The sequence below is a fragment of the uncultured Photobacterium sp. genome, from assembly GCF_947502415.1.
Taxonomy (GTDB): Bacteria; Pseudomonadota; Gammaproteobacteria; order Enterobacterales; family Vibrionaceae; genus Photobacterium.
This window is the reverse complement of record NZ_CANMZV010000007.1, coordinates 142,560-159,413: the sequence shown is the minus strand read 5'-3', so window position 1 is coordinate 159,413 and position 16,854 is coordinate 142,560. Positions and strand designations below refer to the sequence as shown.

Annotated in this window: 13 protein-coding genes; 1 reads left to right on the top strand and 12 read right to left on the bottom strand. The window is 46.9% G+C overall.

Annotation, left to right across the window (positions count from 1 at the left end):
• Positions 1 to 20 precede the first annotated feature (20 nt).
• The 9 genes from tssH to Q0852_RS09740 all read right to left on the bottom strand — a co-directional run bounded on the left by tssH (position 21) and on the right by Q0852_RS09740 (position 11,186).
• Positions 21 to 2,630, bottom strand: coding sequence for a type VI secretion system ATPase TssH (gene tssH / locus Q0852_RS09780; protein ID WP_299017737.1), 2,610 nt, complete (start codon positions 2,628 to 2,630; stop codon positions 21 to 23).
• Positions 2,617 to 3,618, bottom strand: coding sequence for a type VI secretion system baseplate subunit TssG (locus tag Q0852_RS09775; protein WP_299017735.1), 1,002 nt, complete (start codon positions 3,616 to 3,618; stop codon positions 2,617 to 2,619). Before Q0852_RS09775 ends, tssH begins: the two co-directional genes overlap by 14 nt.
• On the bottom strand, positions 3,600 to 5,381 hold the full coding sequence (tssF, locus tag Q0852_RS09770; RefSeq protein ID WP_299017732.1) for a type VI secretion system baseplate subunit TssF: 1,782 nt from the start codon (positions 5,379 to 5,381) through the stop codon (positions 3,600 to 3,602). Before tssF ends, Q0852_RS09775 begins: the two co-directional genes overlap by 19 nt.
• Positions 5,374 to 5,796 (bottom strand): type VI secretion system baseplate subunit TssE, encoded by a 423-nt coding sequence (gene tssE, locus Q0852_RS09765; RefSeq protein WP_299017729.1) that lies wholly within the window; start codon positions 5,794 to 5,796, stop codon positions 5,374 to 5,376. Before tssE ends, tssF begins: the two co-directional genes overlap by 8 nt.
• Complete coding sequence (locus Q0852_RS09760) at positions 5,796 to 7,169, bottom strand: type VI secretion system contractile sheath large subunit (protein WP_299017727.1); 1,374 nt, start codon at positions 7,167 to 7,169, stop codon at positions 5,796 to 5,798. Before Q0852_RS09760 ends, tssE begins: the two co-directional genes overlap by 1 nt.
• Positions 7,170 to 7,213: 44 nt before the next feature.
• Complete coding sequence (gene tssC / locus Q0852_RS09755; RefSeq protein WP_299017724.1) at positions 7,214 to 8,692, bottom strand: type VI secretion system contractile sheath large subunit; 1,479 nt, start codon at positions 8,690 to 8,692, stop codon at positions 7,214 to 7,216.
• A complete protein-coding gene (tssB, locus tag Q0852_RS09750) occupies positions 8,692 to 9,201 on the bottom strand; it encodes a type VI secretion system contractile sheath small subunit (protein WP_299017722.1) in 510 nt (169 codons plus the stop codon). The genes tssC and tssB overlap by 1 nt, the downstream gene beginning before the upstream one ends.
• A gap of 86 nt (positions 9,202 to 9,287) precedes the next feature.
• The gene (locus Q0852_RS09745; protein WP_299017720.1) at positions 9,288 to 9,806 is read right to left on the bottom strand and encodes a type VI secretion system tube protein Hcp; all 519 of its coding nucleotides are present in this window, start codon (positions 9,804 to 9,806) and stop codon (positions 9,288 to 9,290) included.
• A 42-nt stretch (positions 9,807 to 9,848) separates the two neighbouring features.
• Complete coding sequence (locus Q0852_RS09740) at positions 9,849 to 11,186, bottom strand: type VI secretion system ImpA family N-terminal domain-containing protein (protein ID WP_299017717.1); 1,338 nt, start codon at positions 11,184 to 11,186, stop codon at positions 9,849 to 9,851.
• Positions 11,187 to 11,952: 766 nt separating this feature from the next.
• Here Q0852_RS09740 and Q0852_RS23970 point away from each other — a divergent pair.
• Positions 11,953 to 12,366 carry a GAF domain-containing protein gene (locus Q0852_RS23970; protein WP_367278128.1) on the top strand — a complete coding sequence of 138 codons (414 nt, stop codon included), beginning with the start codon at positions 11,953 to 11,955 and terminating at the stop codon, positions 12,364 to 12,366.
• A 96-nt stretch (positions 12,367 to 12,462) separates the two neighbouring features.
• Here the strand turns inward: Q0852_RS23970 and Q0852_RS09735 are convergent, their stop codons facing one another.
• The 3 genes from Q0852_RS09735 to Q0852_RS09725 all read right to left on the bottom strand — a co-directional run bounded on the left by Q0852_RS09735 (position 12,463) and on the right by Q0852_RS09725 (position 16,674).
• Complete coding sequence (locus Q0852_RS09735) at positions 12,463 to 12,879, bottom strand: PaaI family thioesterase (protein ID WP_299017714.1); 417 nt, start codon at positions 12,877 to 12,879, stop codon at positions 12,463 to 12,465.
• 275 nt (positions 12,880 to 13,154) lie between these two features.
• Positions 13,155 to 14,882, bottom strand: a complete 1,728-nt coding sequence (locus Q0852_RS09730) for an ABC transporter ATP-binding protein (protein ID WP_299017711.1) — start codon at positions 14,880 to 14,882, stop codon at positions 13,155 to 13,157.
• Positions 14,875 to 16,674 carry an ABC transporter ATP-binding protein gene (locus Q0852_RS09725; RefSeq protein WP_299017707.1) on the bottom strand — a complete coding sequence of 600 codons (1,800 nt, stop codon included), beginning with the start codon at positions 16,672 to 16,674 and terminating at the stop codon, positions 14,875 to 14,877. The genes Q0852_RS09730 and Q0852_RS09725 overlap by 8 nt, the downstream gene beginning before the upstream one ends.
• Between the last annotated feature and the right edge of the window lie 180 nt (positions 16,675 to 16,854).

Genomic DNA, 16,854 nt, shown 5'->3' with positions numbered 1-16,854 from the left:
ACGTTTCATACTAAAAAACGCTATTCAATAAAAATACTTACAACACCACTATCAATGGTAACTTCAACGTTTTCTATATTTAGACCTTCACTCAAACGAACAATGCATTGCGTCGCAAGCTCTGGCATCAAGGTTCGGTTAATGATCTGCTCGATAGCGCGTGCTCCGGTTTCCGGAGAGTGGTTCTGGGCAATCAGGTACTCGATTAACTCTTCGCTATACGAGAAGATAGCGCCGTAATGACTACGTACACGTTTTTCGATCCGACCAAGCGACAAGCGGGCAATTTTTGCCATCTCATCATGATTTAACGGGAAGTACGGTACGACGGTAGTCCGGCCAAGAAATGCCGGTTTAAAGTAACCTTGCAGCGCAGGGAAAATCGTCTCGGTCAACTCAGGTACACTTGGTTTCGTATCGACACAGGCATCTACCACCGCACTGTCCGCGGCATTAGACGTCATGATGATAATGGTGTTCTTGAAGTCGATTTCGCGACCTTCACTGTCAGAGATCGAGCCTTTATCAAAGATTTGATAGAACAGATCATGGACACCTGGATGTGCTTTTTCCATCTCGTCCAGCAGCAGTACCGAATAAGGGTTCTTACGTACCGCCTCAGTTAACACCCCACCTTTTCCGTAGCCGACGTAACCCGCAGGAGAACCGAGCAGCATCGAAATTTTGTGCTCTTCCTTAAACTCAGTCATGTTGATGGTAGTGATATTTTTCTCACCGCCATAAAGCAGATCAGTCAGTGCCAATGCGGTTTCGGTTTTACCCACCCCGCTAGGACCGCACATCAAAAATACACCAATTGGTTTGCGAGGGTCGGTCAAGCCAGCACGTGACATTCGAATAGCCTTCGCGATCTCCTCGATAGGTGCCGTCTGGCCAATCACACGTTCGCTAATCTTCTGCTCCAGATTCAACAGGCGTTCCACTTCATCCTTGACCATATTACCGGCAGGAATACCCGTCCACAGCGAAATCACTTCTGCGATAGTCTGCTTATCCACCTGCGGCATCACCAGCGGGACCTCACCTTGCAGCAGATGCAACTGCTCCATCTTGCTTGCCAATTGCTGTTGTTCTGCCCCTCCGGCAACATCATCGCCAGCGATGAAACGCTCAGCAATCGTCTCCTGCAACGCAATAATTTCAGCAACTAGCTGCTTCTCATCATTCCAACGCTGATCAAGTACTGCATACTCGCTTTCCAACGCATCCAGCTTTTGACCTATCGCCACCAGCTTTTCAGCGCCATTAGCCAGCATCGCATGTTCATGTTCCAAAGCGTTTTTTTCATTCACTGCATAGCGAATTTTCTCGGCCAGGCCGTCAAGCTGTTGCGGTAAAGCACTCTGGCTCAGGCCAATACGCGAACAGGCGGTATCAAGAAGGCTTATCGCCTTGTCCGGTAACTGGCGCTCAGGTAAGAAGCGAACAGATAACTTAACTGCCGCTTCAATGGCTTCTTCCAGCACTGTCACCCGGTGGTGCTTTTGCAAGCCTCGCGTTACCCCGCGCAACATCTGAATTGCGTCTTCTTCGTTTGGCTCACCAATCGCAACAAGCTGGAAACGGCGTGCCAAAGCCGCATCGGTCTCAAAATACTGTTTGTATTCCGCCCAGGTAGTTGCTGCAATCGTGCGAAATTCACCGCGAGCCAACGCAGGTTTAAGTAAGTTGGCTGCATCATTCTGTCCAGCCGCACCGCCGGCCCCAATCAAGGTATGGGCTTCATCAATGAAGACAATGATCGGACGTAGCGACTGCTTCACCTCGGTCAGGACGTCTTTGAGCCGGTTTTCAAATTCACCTTTAATGCTGGCACCAGCCTGCAACAAAGACAGGTCCAAGGTTCTAAGTTCTACATCAGCCAGCGACGGAGGCACATTTCCGTCAACAATTTGTTGTGCGAGGCCTTCAACAATGGCAGTTTTACCTACACCCGGATCTCCAACCAAAATCGGGCTGTTCTGTCGACGACGGCCCAAAATATCGATTGATTTACGAATTTCCGGATTACGACCGGAAATAGGATCTAACTCACCGTTTCGCGCAGCTTCTGTCAGGTTATGCGTGTATTTGTCCAGCGCAACGGTGCTGGCCTCACCCCCTGCCAATACTTCGGCCGAGCCGGTGTTAAGTTCGGCACGCTGAGTTGACGATTGCCTGACTGCACTCGCTTTCAGCGATTCCGCCGATAAGGAGTTAAGCCAGGTACTGAGTTCACCGTTATAACCACCTTGCTCTATCCGCTGCTTCATCACCAACAGCACATGGTAACCGTTGATCTCACCATTGCTGTGATTAACCGAAGCCAGCAGCCAGCAATCTTTAAGCAATTCCACTAATGACGGAGACAACGATGGTGAACTGTCATTACCACGAGACAAGCAACTTAGCTGTTGGGTAAGCAGCCGGATCAATTGATCACGGTCTATGCTTTGCTGCAACAAGTCCAGCCAGCCACTTTTCGGCTCATTTAATATTTGATAGAACCAGTGATCCGGTTCAATACTAAAATGTGTGCGAGCCATACAATCGCCGGCGGCCATTTCAAGGGCACTTTTTAACGACGGCGTTAGTCGCTTGACCAAACTCTGTAGTTCAACGTTGATCATCGTCTTTTCCTGTCTGTTTTAATGGCATAACCACGTGTTGTTGCGTGATCTCTTGCGGCGCAAGCCAGGTGGAGTGCGCCAATCGAATATCAGTCTGACTATTGCGGGTCAACTGCAGGCCGGGAAGGTATTTACCCTCGACTTTCATCAGCAGCTTTAACCTAATATCTACCCCCATGTAATGACGGATAAAGGCATCAATCGCCTTGACCAACCGGCGATTATTTCTGATCTGGCTAAATTCTTTATTCTTCGGCTTGATTGTGATCTCTAACCGCTGAAACGCCGTCACAGCACTTTTACCGATTAGCGCATCAAATCCCAGCTGGTTGTTCTGTCCCTTAGCGCCCAACTGAGTTCGGCAACATGGCAGCAGTGGTTGGTAATCCACCTCACCGTGTTCCACTTCAAACTCATAACCAAAATAATCCGCCAGCAACCCGGCAAGCGTATCCAGGCAAGATAACTTCAACCCCATCAGCCCGGCATATTGAACCATGTGACCTTTCGGTAACACGCTGCCGCAAGCCAAATCACCAGTGAGATTAGTAAGCATTTCCGTCAGCGACAGATCGTGACGATTCCAGGCAAAATGCTCTTCTTCCGCCTGTGCGGTAAGATCATTTTTCACTGCGGTCTGGCAATAGAGACGAAAATAACGGTTATTAAAACCGTTAAAAAAATCGATCAGCGCAGAGTTACCCTGCTCGAACAACTCCTTGAGCGATTCACTGTAGCTATAGCGTGGCATCACTCCCTGACTGCCAGACAAAGCCGGCAAATCACAGCTAAAATGCCAAGAACTCCCATGCGGAGCCTGCACTTCAACAATATCTGACGGCTGATAAGCAGGGAGCAAACTGGCTGAGAACGTTACCGAAGGTCTTTTACCCAAGATTGCAGCCTGGTGTTTAACCAGCTGCATCGCGTGGGGTAATTCAAAGCGATAAGGTGCACTCAGCAATTGGGTTAAAGCAGATTTTTGCAACCCGACCTCCTTGGAAAGACTCGATGAGGCCCCTCTATCCCTTCCAGATAAATCACCACTTGGGTAAAACTATTAAAACCGGTGAAATAAGAAAAAAAGCGATCAAGCAACTGTGAAAACAGTTCGATGCCACCATCAAGCATCTTCGGGTTGAGTGTCACACTCAGGCGTGTACCGCTGGCAAAACAACTCTTACCCGAAATACGGATTGGCGCTACCACGTGCTCCTGCGACAATCCCTGAATTGAGGAAATATAAGCGCTGTTGTAACTGCTCTCATTGTGGTTATACAGATTCAGCATCGCCTTTAATGCCGAAACCGGATCGTCAGAACCAAACAAAGCGTGGTAGTTGAAGTGCAAATGAGCGAGTAATGGCCAGGCATTTTGCTCCGAGGCCTTTATCCTGACCTGGCTCGTCGGTCGACGCAGCAACTGCATATCGGCTGGCAGCGAAATCGAGTCTCGGCAATGAAGCTGGCTTGAAACTGACAGCTGGCTGGCTAGCTCACCATTTGAGCACGTGGTGGACAACAGCCAGGTCCTGGCAGCGCTTTCAGCACTGATATGTTCGAGATCTGCCACCCGCAAACCACTTTGCAAGTGACCATTAGCAAGCCACTCCTGAACTAATTGCCAGCGCAGACCGGTTTCAGCGCCACTGAATTTATCGCCATAGAGAGACGGCACCTGACACACCTTCTGTTCAGTGACATCAGCAACCTTATCTATGGAGAACAGTTGCAGCTGCTCCTGACCTCCGGCATCAAGCATGATCGGATATTGAGCCTTGCTAAAGTCAATATGCAGAGGTTCCGCTGTCAATTCCTGGAGGTTAACGATTGGTGTACAAAAAAGATGGAAGTTCTCTGTTCCCAGGCTGCGAGCCAAATCAACCGGCATATCATCAAGAAAGATCTGCAAACGGACCTGACTGGTTTGGGCATAGCGAAGTAGCTGCCCCAGCTCCAGCTTGACGGCATGAAAGCGCTCCGAAAACATAAAAAACTCAGTCAACAGCTTAAAGCCGCCAAAACTGCGCACACTGTAAGGCAAGACAAAATCACGATCATCAAAGCCGACCGTTTTTAATGCACCTGGGCCGAGAGAAACGGAATTCTCGCCATACTGAATACACACCTGTTTGATCCCTGTAAGCAACTGGTCGTAAAGGCGTAACACCGATTGCATCTCACCCCGCATAAAGAGTTCTAGCGAAGTTAAATCCAAATCAGAAAATAAAATTGTCGGATCTGTCGTATTCAATTCAATTTCAAGCATCGCCCGTGCCTGTTCAGCACCTACCGGCTTTTCAACATCAAAAGGCGCCATCGCGACAGATGCCGCAGTTAATTTGATTGGATACAATTCAACATCCTGGCAAGTGCGGAAAACAGCCGCCTCGGTATCCGTATCCTCAACCCCTAAATGGGTTCCTTTCGGTACCAGCTGCTTAGCACTCACTTCTTCCATCGGCAACATTTTAACAATGCTGTATGAAGGGATCGGGCGCAAAAAATGAGGGAAAAGCAAACGCAGCAAGCTATCTGTCAACTGCGGGAACGAATCATCCAACCGCTGCTGCAAACGGGCATTAAGCAATGCAACACTATCAATCAGCCGTGTTACCTGAGGGTCGTCAACACTATCACTACTGATCCCCAAAGACTTGGCAGCCCCTGGATGACGACGAGCAAAATCACCCGCTTCTTGACGGATAAATGCCAACTCCTGCTCAAAATAACTTAATAGTGAATCAGACAAGATTGGTCTTCCTTACATCTAAACTGCTGGTGGTAAAATCCAGGCTGGAATCAAAAACCACCACTTCCTCACCAAACTGGCTGGTGATCACGCCTTCAATTCTAAATTTCAACTTATTGGTCGAAATAGACTCTTCATCTAATTCAACCTGAACATCTTTCAGTCTTGGTTCAAAAGTACGGATAAGCTGTTTAACATCGAGGATCACCAAATCACTACTGGCACGGCCTTGGCCTCGAACCAAGTTAACCATTCCGTACCCTGCAATTGATCCCTGACTTTGGGGAGGCAAAATAGAGCCCTGCCAAATCGGAGCCTTTGACGATAATAAACCCGACAAATTTTCAATAATGGCATCGCGCACACTGTCTATGTCTCCGCCCCACTGCCCTTTCAGTTTGCTCATCAAACTCATTATTCGGCCTCTCCCAACTTGCGGGCTGACACATCCGTTAGCAGAACGATGTGAGTATCGAGCAGTTCATATTGATACTGAGGCTGTAGCCTGATCTGGCAGCGATATTTGGTCGGATCATAATGATCTTGTTCGAAGCTAACGTCGGCTCGTTTCAACGGGTAACGGGCCATAACCGACTCATCACCGTAATCAATCGCACTGATGTAATTTTGCAGCCATTTTTCCAAGTCACGCTGGCAGGTCATCGCACTATCAAAGCTACCGACACGATCACGGATTTGCGCTTTGATATAGTGGCCAAAACGGCAAGCCATTAAATTAGTCTGCAACATTCCACTGGTTTTTCCGGCCTCATCCAACGGTTTCCATACCGACTGATTGCTAAACAAACCAAGCTGACCGCTCAGGTAAACACTTGATAGCGGAACAAAGCCCTGCTCAGACCAAAACCCATCGCTTTCACTAAATAGATCGACCCGGGCTTTGAGCGGTTCATTCACACTATTACCGATATCAACCAGTGCACCGTAGCAACCGGATTCATCATAGGCGCGCAAAAAACCAAACCAGCTAATACGGTCAAACTCCCTGATCACATTTGCAGCCAGTAAATAGACAGAATTGCCCCACAACACGCTTTTATCAGTTGCAGCCTCATCGAAAACAAAACCCGCCTGATAATTATGTCTTGGTGAACGTAGGCGAAACTGAGGAAGAACCAAATTAAGAAAGCGACTGGAAGCATGACGACGAAGTAGCTTCCAGCTTTGCAGATCCAAGCTCGCCAAAATTCGCCGGATACGTGCCGGATCATGCATCAACCGTGGTGGTTCATCGCCGAAAAAGTAGTGATCAACACCTAACGCCACCGGGCAAAGCGAACGCTCACCCAGTTCAGCCAACAACTGCAACGTGTAAAGATCATCAAAATCAGCCTCTTCATCGAGATCTGACTTAACCAAGTGATCAACAACCAGCAGACCAAACGGATGACCGCCTGCAGTATCAAGTTCATTGGCATAGACTTTTTTGTACAAGGCGCTGCGGCTGATCTCGAACGACTGGTTAAGATCGGTCGATAACATGTTCCAACTAAAGTCGAGCAATTTGACTTTAATTCTACGACTTGAAACAGGCAGCTCTGTCAAACTCTGAAGCCCTGACCAGCTGGCTTCAAGTTGCTTAAACGCCTTGGCCTGAATCACTTCTGACAACTGTTCACTCATCAGCAGGTCAAGCTGATTGATTACCCGGCAAAGCTGCGCTTTAAACCCCGAAATATCTTGCTGTTGAGCGCTATCTAACAGCATTCGCCACAGTCCCAAATCAGTTAAGACAGTGGCGGATGATGTTGGATTGGATGTCGTCATAAATACCCCAACTCAGGAGAGCCTGGCTCCCCCGAGAATACCCATTAACCAGGAATGTTTGCGACCATACGCAACGAAGAGGTTAATTCTTCCATTTGCAGCCAAGGGCGAAGATAAGCCACGGCAGAGTAACAACCCGGACGACCGATCTGCTCCTCAACCGAAATCTTGGCTTCTACCAACGGATGCGTTGCTTTGGCTTCATTACCAATCGCATTCGGATTAACGTACTGGTGAATCCAGTCGCTAAGTTCTTTTTCAACATTGGCAGGATCCAGATTCGAACCGATTCGGTCACGTCCCATCACCTTCAGGTACTGGGCAATACGGCTACTTGCCATCGTATATGGCAGACGAGCCGAAATAGCGGCATTAGCTGTCGCATCAGGATCGGTGTAAGTCTTTGGCTTGTGTGTCGTCTGTGCGCCCATAAACACCGCATAATTGGTATTTTTGTAATGCACTAAAGGAAGGAAGCCTAAGTCACTTAGCTCTTTCTCACGCTCATCAGTCAGGTTCACCTCTGATGGACATTGCTGCACCAGATCTCCCGCAGGCGTGTTATAAGTAAAGTTAGGCAGATTCTCGACCCGGCCACCGTTATCAGTACCGCGAATTGCAGTACACCAACCGAATTTGGTGTATGCCTGAGTCAGCAATAGGCCATATTCATAAGCCGCATTGCTCCAGACAAAATCATCCTGAGATTGAGGTGCCGCATTACCATCAGCATCGAACTTGAATTCTTCAAAGTTGAACGAGCTAACCGATACCGTGTTCTTGCCATAAGGTAAGCGTGCAATCGTCTTTGGTAGCGTAAGTGCAACATATCGAGAGTCATCGCTGGCACGGAACGCATTCCAACTAGCGTAGGCTGGCGAATCAAAACCAGCTGCTACCGGCTTACCTTCGTAGAAGGTTTCGAATGATTCGAAATCAAACATACTCGCGTTTGCAGCAGCAATAAACGGCGCATGTGAAGCGGCAGCCACTTCACCCATATAACGCATCAATGCTACATCTTCGTCACCGTAACCAAACTCGTAATCACCAATCAAAGCGCCGTATGGCTGGCCGCCCGCAGTACCGAACTCTTCCTGGTATACCATGGTAAAGAAACGGCTTCGATCAATCGCCGGTGCATCTTCAAACTGCTCCAGAAGCTCATCTTTCGTGTAATCAGCCAGCTTAATTTTCAAATCTGAACCAAGCTCACTGTTTTTCACCAACTTCTGCAGACCCAACCAAGTGCCTTCCAGCTTTTGAAAATCTGAATTTTTCATTACTGTAGACAGCTGGTCTGAAATTTTAACGTCAAGCGCTGCTATCGCTTTTTCAATCGTCAACGTCAGGTTCTTATCCCAAGTAACTGTTCCGTCAAGCGCTTGTGACGTCAGTACCGATAATAATTCTTTTGTCGTATCTGCCGGAGTTTGTGTAGTCGCTGTAATAGCTCGATCAAGAAAGTTCAATTCACCTTCAGCAACAGCCTGCTGCGGTGCCGTTTGTTGTTCAGTTGACATTATTCAGCCTCCCCATTTTTCACACCCAGTTCTTGGGCCAGATGTTGAATCGCATCCGCACTTTGCAATACTTCCTTCAGCAAACGCTCAAGATCGCGCGAACGGTCCGCTTTACTCAGCAGTACTTTAAGCTGATTACGGGTTTCAACCAGCTGCTTCAGGGGGTCAATCTGTTCCACCAGGCTTTCAGGGTGGAAATCCTTCATGGATTTCAGGCTTAGATTCACTTCAAACTGACTGTTATCATCGGCCAGTTTGTTGTCAACTTTGTAAGATAAACGCGGGTTAATTTGCCCCATTACCGTGTCGAAGTTGTCTTTATCAACACCGGTAAATTCACGCTCATCCAAATCAACCTTTTCGCTTTCTGGTTTATGGCCAGAGAAGTCACCGATCACGCCCACGACAAAGGGCAATTCTTTGGTTTCAGTCGCACCATTTGTTTCCACATCGTAAGTAATACTGACGCGGTTTTTACTTACACGCTTATGTTGTGAGTTGAGAGCCATGCTTCCCCACCTATTTGATTTTTAATAACAATGACCTACAGAAAATCAAATTATGCGTCGCTTAAGCAGCGACGCATAAATCAAAATTATTTCGCGCCAGAAAGCAGTTTGCCTTGCGGTACGTGGTAAGAAACAAGACCACCCGCTTCCATCTTGCCGCCATCCGCTTCATGGTGATGTTTCTGATCTAGCTGAATGTAAGAAAGTGCGATGCTTTCAAATGGCTGAGAACCGTCACTACCACTTACGTTATAAGAAACAAGGCGAGCCTTCTTAAGACCAACCTGGAAGTAGATCTCTGCACCAGAACCGTCACGAGCCGGTTTTGTAAACACGATGTCTACATCCTTACCTTCTGCACCAGGGCTGAACAGGAAAGAAAGCAGATCTTCAGAAGCACCATCAACTTCTTTGGTAATGTTAACTTCGCTCATCGCAACCATGCCTGAGTCAGCGTTGTTGCCGTTACCGATGTCCATTGCCACCTGACGCACGGCACCCCAGCTATAAGAATTCAGTGCAAACCAACCGTCTTGCGGAAGGCCTTCAACCGTTGCACCACCATCAACTTTTACGCCATCAATGCGCATATAGATGCTCGCCATAATATTTCCTCTGTTGTTTTAGGTTTGGAGAAACAGCACCAACTACCAAAGCGAATTACTGCTTGAGTTTGATTTCTGTTCCTTTTGCAGTTCTTGCTGATGTGTCCTTTCCTCTTCCAAAGAAGAAGATAAATCCACAGGTTGGGTATCGTTCACTTCAATGGCAGGCTCCGCCGTTTTATGCGTCAAGCCTGCGGTACGCGCACGATTCAATTCAGGTAAGTTCGTTTGGCCAACCTCATCCAAACCGGATAGGTTAAACACACGATTAATCGTTTCTTGCTGATTTGATAACAACTCAGTCATCAAATCAGGCAGTGGCATGTAGCCCCATCGAATCGCCTTTTCCAGCAAATAAGAAACTGGGCTATGAGGTTCTGTCTTCTTAAAAAACTCTGCTAGCTCACGCAACTGATGGAACGCCTGATCGCGATTAAAATCTTGTTGTTCAGCTATGGTCGTAAACGACACGGTTTCGACTACGTGTTGCTGTGGTTGCATCGCGGACTGCCCCATAGGTTCAGGAGACGCCGGAGGAGCAGTTGAACTTAACTCTCCCTCAGGACTAACGGACAAATCAGGCTCTGGCTGAGCCTCCGCTGTTATCGCCGGCTTAATCCCAGACAAAAACTCAATCGCCCGAAGTAGCTTAGATAGCAAGGTAATAACAAACTGAAATCCCGGAGCGGGTAATAAACTCTGTTTGCACAAGCCAGCAACATAACTGTCTATTGCGCTGAAGTTTGCTTTCAACTCAACAAGGTTTTGTACTCGCTCAGTGATTAGAGCGCGCTCTTCCATAACCACGCTGTGATATTGCTGGCGCAGCTCAGGTAAATTACCTTTTCGCTCTTCACTTAAATAACGCGAGTAATCAAGATCACCGATCAATGGCTGCAGTAAGAGTGGCGAGTAAAGTAAACTGCTTTCTTCACTTTCGCCCACTAGCTGAACAAATGATTTCACTTTAAAAGCGTTAATCTCGTTGATTTTTTCATCATCACTATCAGCTTTAATTTTGTTGTCAGGAAGAATCGGATGCAGGCTATCCCAGTGTTCGACAACTAGCGTTTTCAGCCATGAACTGGTTTGTTTTGTGCCTTCGAGTGTCGGGTCGATAATAACTTGTGCCGCCATTATCCAGCCAACTAATTCAATATCGCGGGTATCTGTCGTAAAAACCTTCACCAAACTATCGGACAGCGTGTTCCAATTACGAAGATTCTCTTCAACAAGTGCATCAACTTCTGCCGGATCGGGACTTTGAATTAATTGTCTTTGTGAAGTTTGCGCTAAATTAAATTCATTGCGCAATGGTCGAAATTGCTGACGATTAGCTTTTAAATAAACACCACAAAAATTTTCATCATTAACAGGCAAAAGTAGTGCCTGATATAAATTCTCAGTAAATTGCATTACATCCTGTTAATATGCTCAACGTTTAATAACAAACGTATTTTTATTAGGAATTATCACAGCATGATAAATAGTCACCTATTATTACAGGAGATTACCATTTGTAATTTTTTATGAACCTTATCTGTTTTTTCTAATAAAAAGAAACACTTTTTTTCTGGTCAGATGAGCAAAAAACATCATTTTTTATGGTGAAAAATATCGAAGCTCCTACCACAAAAAATGATTGGAAATAGAGCAAATATCTATAAATCAATAAAATAAATAAAATTGCATATAAAAGTCATGATTTATTATCTTTGAACAATAGAGACTAAATGGTGAATTCTTCATAAGTAAAATACTTAAAATATAATCCTCAATATTTTTCGCCATTAATATTTAATTTCTTTTCGCTGCCACAATATAAGACTTGTTGAATATTCATCTTTATACACCACACAACACTGGCCATTATTTAAGCAGAACCTCAAGACATATACTCCTTTAGAGTTATTCCGGTCTACTGAAATCCTAATACTTAACGAGACAATCAACTCAGATTTGTAATAGATGCAATAAAATTAACCGATTCAATTCATTTTCAAATTAAATTTCGTTATTGCTGATATTTAACTGCCTAAAAAAACCCTTAATCACGATTCAAATCTGACTGTAAAACTAGGGTATTTCGTTAAAATTAAGGCGCACCTCTCAATATGCACCAACTCAGTCATTCGAATGCATATTCATGGTTAATATTGCTAATATAAATCACACAAACAATTACAGTTATATTGGTATCCTTTCTCTAATTGAAGATGACACTTATATTATTGAGCATTGCGTCTGTCCCAGCTCAGTTTCCATCAATCCCGGGGATTGCTTTGCACTTGGCCTGACATACTGTTCCGAGACCTGCCGAGCAGACGGGCCGGTTGCTATTGAGCACGTCGGACAAAGCTCTAAACTTGCTCAGCATCCCGTCTATCGACAACAACAACTGGAATCCTACATCGGCGTCCCGGTATATTGCGGTGATACGCTGTTCGGCACTCTTAATTTTTCCAGCGCAGCACCTTATTCCAGACAATTCCGAAATCTTGATATTGATTGCTTACAATTGATGGCCTCATGGATTGAAGTAGAGCTAGTGCGCAGGTAGCAAGAGTCGAAACTCAAATTACTTGTCAAAGCCCTATCAGAATAATGCACGTTCTGATAAGACTTTAATCTAAAAAGTCAGCTTCACTTTTAAGCTCTATTTAGGCTCAATAAATTTTGCTTTACCGCGAGCCAATAGCTGCCTACCCTGAGTTATACGAGCTTCCAGCTGATATATACCTCCGCGCTGCCCTAAGATACGTGCTTTCAGCATAATTTCCTGCCCTACTTCAACAGGTTTAGAAAACCGCACTGTCAACTCTGCAGTCAGAGCTTGAATTCCCTGAGCAAAAAGACAATGAGTCATGGCCGCGTCTAACAAGGTGCTTATCATGCCGCCATGCAGTAAGCCATCATACCCCTGATAACGAGTACTGACTTTAAAGGGTGCGGTGACAGTGCCATCCGGCCCGAGCGTAAATGCCAAGCCCAGCGAATCGGGATTATGATCAACACGACCACACGCAATACAATTATCATGTGCCTGCTTTGTTACCTGATACTGATCCATCATTAATTCTCTTATCTATAAATATCATTGCTTATGAATAACACCCAGGTTATTAGCATATGCCAGTTATACGCTTTGTTTTTAGCATATGCCAGAAACTTCACTGGAGGCTTTTATTCCACCGGTGATCACTGTTTCCGCCATTTTCCTTCTATTACTGACCATTTCCCTGCTATTCCTGAACAGCCAAGAGATAATGCGGTATAAGGAAGAACAAACAATAAAGAAAAAGGCCGCCGCAGCGACCTGTATTATTAACTGTTCATCGCATACCGTTATCAGCAGGTTGCCAGCGTCCAGCCCTGGCTTTGTTGCTGTGCCTGCCACAACTGCTGATACAAACCTGAACGGTTGACCAGCTCCGCATGTTGACCACACTGGATAACTTCTCCCTGATCCAGCACTACAATCTGATCGGCACTGACAATGGTATTCAGACGATGAGCTATCATGATCACGGTTTTCTCTCTGATCAGGGCACTCAGTGCCGTCTGGATTTCACTTTCGTTTTCCGGATCCAGTGACGCCGTTGCCTCATCAAGCAGAATAATTGGCGCATCTTTCAGTATCGCCCTGGCAATGGAAAGTCGTTGCTTCTCACCACCAGAAAGGGTCGCCCCACCTTCGCCAATCATACTGTCCAGTCCGCCAGGCAATCGAGAAATGAATGACCAGCAGCAGGTCGCCTTACACACTTCCTCTACTTTTTCACGGCTCGGGTTATCCATCCCCAAAGTCAGGTTGTTGTAGATGGTATCGTTAAACAGATAAACGTCCTGAAACACCATACTGATATGATCAGCCAGACACTCTGGCGTCAGGTGACGTATATCCCGACCACCAATCGAAATCATTCCGCTATCAACATCCCAGAACCGAGCCAGCAAGCTGGTGATGGTGGTTTTACCTGAGCCTGACGGCCCAACAAGCGCGGTCAGCGTACCCGGCTTACAGTGTAAATCGACATGCTTGAGCACCACATCATCAATGTAAGAGAAGCTGACATCGTTAAACTCGATTTCCGGTTTCAACCTTTGATTCATAATCCCCTGTTTCAGTTCAGGTTCCTGTAGAATGGCCTCGATACGATTGGCTGACTGGCGCATAAAACCATATTCCGCCAGATACATTGCGATAGACATCAACGGCTTGAAGAAGCGACTGGAGACAATCAGGAACAGAACGAAAACCTGCGGCTCCAGATCCCCGTCGAGGGATAGAAACACCCCAGTCAGCAACATAACGGCAAAACCAAGTTCAACAAACGAAATGAAACCCAAAGGTGCCAGGCCGACGATAAACTCATGCTTGAGGCTCAGAAACTGAAGCTCTTTCAGTCGCTTATCCAACTTGGTGAAACGCTTACCCGCCATGTTGAACGCTCTCAGTTCTTTGATCCCGAGGATATATTCCATCAGCGAACCGTTCATCTTCCCGACCAACTCCAACAGTGTGCGGCTCAAATGAGTCCCGATACATTTAAGCAGGGTAAACACCACCACCGCCATTGGCAGGCCGATACACATTGCTAAGCCCAACCGCCAGTCTTCAAAACTAAGGCCGATGGCAACTAAGCTCACCAAACTGATGGTAATCACCAGCTGGGCGAACAGGTGAGAAAAAATCTGTTCGGTGAAGGCCACATCCTGCAGCATGGTTGAGTTCAATGTGCCCAGATCCGTCTTGAGCAAATACCCCATAGGAACCCGTTTTAACTTCTTCGCCAAGTGATTACGCATATCAACACCGGCGTCATAACCCATTGTATGGCCATCAATTGTTACCCTACGCGAGACAACAACCCTGGCAGCAAAAAGAACTGCCATTACCGCACAGTAAAACCAAATCAAAGCCATATCCGGCGTGGCGGCAAACATCTCCCTGATCACCAGATAAAGAAAAACATAAGGCAACCCGGTCAACACCGCTTCAACAAAACCGAGACCGATATTATGACCGAGGTTAAGGTTCTCTTTTCCTGTCAGCCTTTTCATTTGACTAAGCATCGATCAGCTCCTCTTGCTGGTGTACCGATTTCTGGTGTGCAGAGCGTGTAGAAAGCTCCCATTGGCGGGATTGCTGGTGTGACGCCCACAGCGTCCGATAAACCGTATTCGACTCAAGCAACTGTTCATGTGTCCCGTTACCGACCAGCTTGCCCTGCTCCATCACCAGAATGTTATCGGCCCCGACGATAGTGGAGAGACGGTGGGCGATGACAAAGACCGTTTTATTGGTGATCAGACGGCTCAATGCGGACTGGATCTGAGCCTGGTTATTGGCATCTGCATATGCTGTCGCTTCATCGAGGATCAGGATCGGCGCATCTTTCAAAACCGCACGGGCAATGGCTATCCGCTGTTTTTCACCTCCGCTGAGGGTAGCAGCCTCCCCGAGCTGAGTATCGTACCCATCAGGTAATGCAGAGATAAATTCATGGGCTTGCGCAGCTTTGGCAGCCGCAATAACCTGCTCATCACTGGCATCCAAACCCATGGTGATGTTATCGCGCACCGATTGTCCCAGCATGAAACTATCCTGAAAGACAAAAGCTACCTGATTCATCAATAGCTGACTTCCAAGGGAACAAATATTCCTACCACCGATCTGGATCTCACCGTCATTAACATCCCAGAACCGGGCCAGCAGCATGGCTATCGTTGACTTACCGGCACCAGAAGGGCCAACAATTGCGGTAAGGGTTCCTTGCGGCGCACTGAAGCTGACATTCGACAACACCTCCGGTCCCTGTTTTTCATAACTGAAACTGACATTGGAAAAATCAACACCGGCATCAGCCGGATAGCTCGCCTCCCCAGGCTCAGACAACTCTGGTGTTTCCAGCAAATCCTGCAGACGGTTAACCCCTTCGAAAATCTGATTGAGATAACCACTGAGCATGCAGAGGTTATACAACGGCTCCATCATTCCGACACCAAGCAGAATACAAAGCATGAAGCTGGCAATATCCAGTGAACCCTGGCTCCAGAAATAAACGCCAATGGGCAGCAACACCAACAACCCACTATCAAGCAGAGTTTTGAATGCGGCAAACGGCCAGCCTGAGTCTTTAATCCAGTTCATCACCAGCTCACGATATGCGGCAAGGCTGTCAGTAAACAGGGTATGCGGCTTACCGCCGGCATTGAACGCCCGGATCACAGGCATGGCCCGCACATACTCAATGACGCTGGCATTCAATTGCTCAAGGGTCTCATGGTAGCGCTGGGTCTTTTCCTCCACACCACGATACAAGAATGCCTGGCTGATGATCGCCAGCGGTAAAGGTACAAGCGCAACCAGCGCCATGCGCCAGTCAACCGCTAACATGAAGACAAAGACCACCAGCGGTGTCACCAGCGCCGATGCCATATCCGGTATGTGGTGGGCCACAAACAACTCGATCCGCTCAACATCTTCCGACAGAATTTTTTTCATCCGACCGGAACTACGCTGACTGAAAAAGCCAAGTGGCAGCTTTGCCATGTGCCCCAAAGCCAAGGTTCGAACTTGATACTGAATAGCAAAAGCCGATTTATGGGAAAGCATAAGAGCGGCCATCAACAACGCATACCGAACCAGCATGCAAGCAACAGCCAAACCACACCAAAGGAAAATCTCGGCGGCAGCCAGTTCACCGCCTAATAGATGTGCTAAAACAAGGTAGACAAAGTAAAAGGGAGCCAGTGCAAACACCGCACTAACACTGGCAAGTAACATAGAAAACCACAGCTTGATTTTGTGCTCGGCAGCCATCTGAAACAGCCACCGAAGACTACTCATCGCTCCACGGTTCATTTAACACTCCTTATCAAAAATCCGCCCATACGTTCAGCTACAAATAAAGCAAGATAACTTACGTACAGGCGTAGCTATTTACGGCAACATGTATATGTATCACCGTAAATTCTCTGACCGGGTTATCATCTGAGGGAATCAAGCACCAGCCACTCTGATCACCTACCCTGGCAATGCAGT

What these genes read in the sequence shown, in the direction of transcription:
- Q0852_RS09725 (WP_299017707.1), bottom strand. Translation starts at nt 16,674, where the DNA reads ATGAACCGTGGAGCGATGAGTAGTCTTCGGTGGCTGTTTCAGATGGCT.
- Q0852_RS09735 (WP_299017714.1), bottom strand. Translation starts at nt 12,879, where the DNA reads ATGATGGATCAGTATCAGGTAACAAAGCAGGCACATGATAATTGTATT.
- tssB (WP_299017722.1), bottom strand. Translation starts at nt 9,201, where the DNA reads ATGGCTCTCAACTCACAACATAAGCGTGTAAGTAAAAACCGCGTCAGT.
- Q0852_RS09760 (WP_299017727.1), bottom strand. Translation starts at nt 7,169, where the DNA reads ATGACGACATCCAATCCAACATCATCCGCCACTGTCTTAACTGATTTG.
- tssE (WP_299017729.1), bottom strand. Translation starts at nt 5,796, where the DNA reads ATGAGTTTGATGAGCAAACTGAAAGGGCAGTGGGGCGGAGACATAGAC.
- tssH (WP_299017737.1), bottom strand. Translation starts at nt 2,630, where the DNA reads ATGATCAACGTTGAACTACAGAGTTTGGTCAAGCGACTAACGCCGTCG.
- Q0852_RS09730 (WP_299017711.1), bottom strand. Translation starts at nt 14,882, where the DNA reads ATGCTTAGTCAAATGAAAAGGCTGACAGGAAAAGAGAACCTTAACCTC.
- Q0852_RS23970 (WP_367278128.1), top strand. Translation starts at nt 11,953, where the DNA reads ATGGTTAATATTGCTAATATAAATCACACAAACAATTACAGTTATATT.
- Q0852_RS09745 (WP_299017720.1), bottom strand. Translation starts at nt 9,806, where the DNA reads ATGGCGAGCATCTATATGCGCATTGATGGCGTAAAAGTTGATGGTGGT.
- tssC (WP_299017724.1), bottom strand. Translation starts at nt 8,692, where the DNA reads ATGTCAACTGAACAACAAACGGCACCGCAGCAGGCTGTTGCTGAAGGT.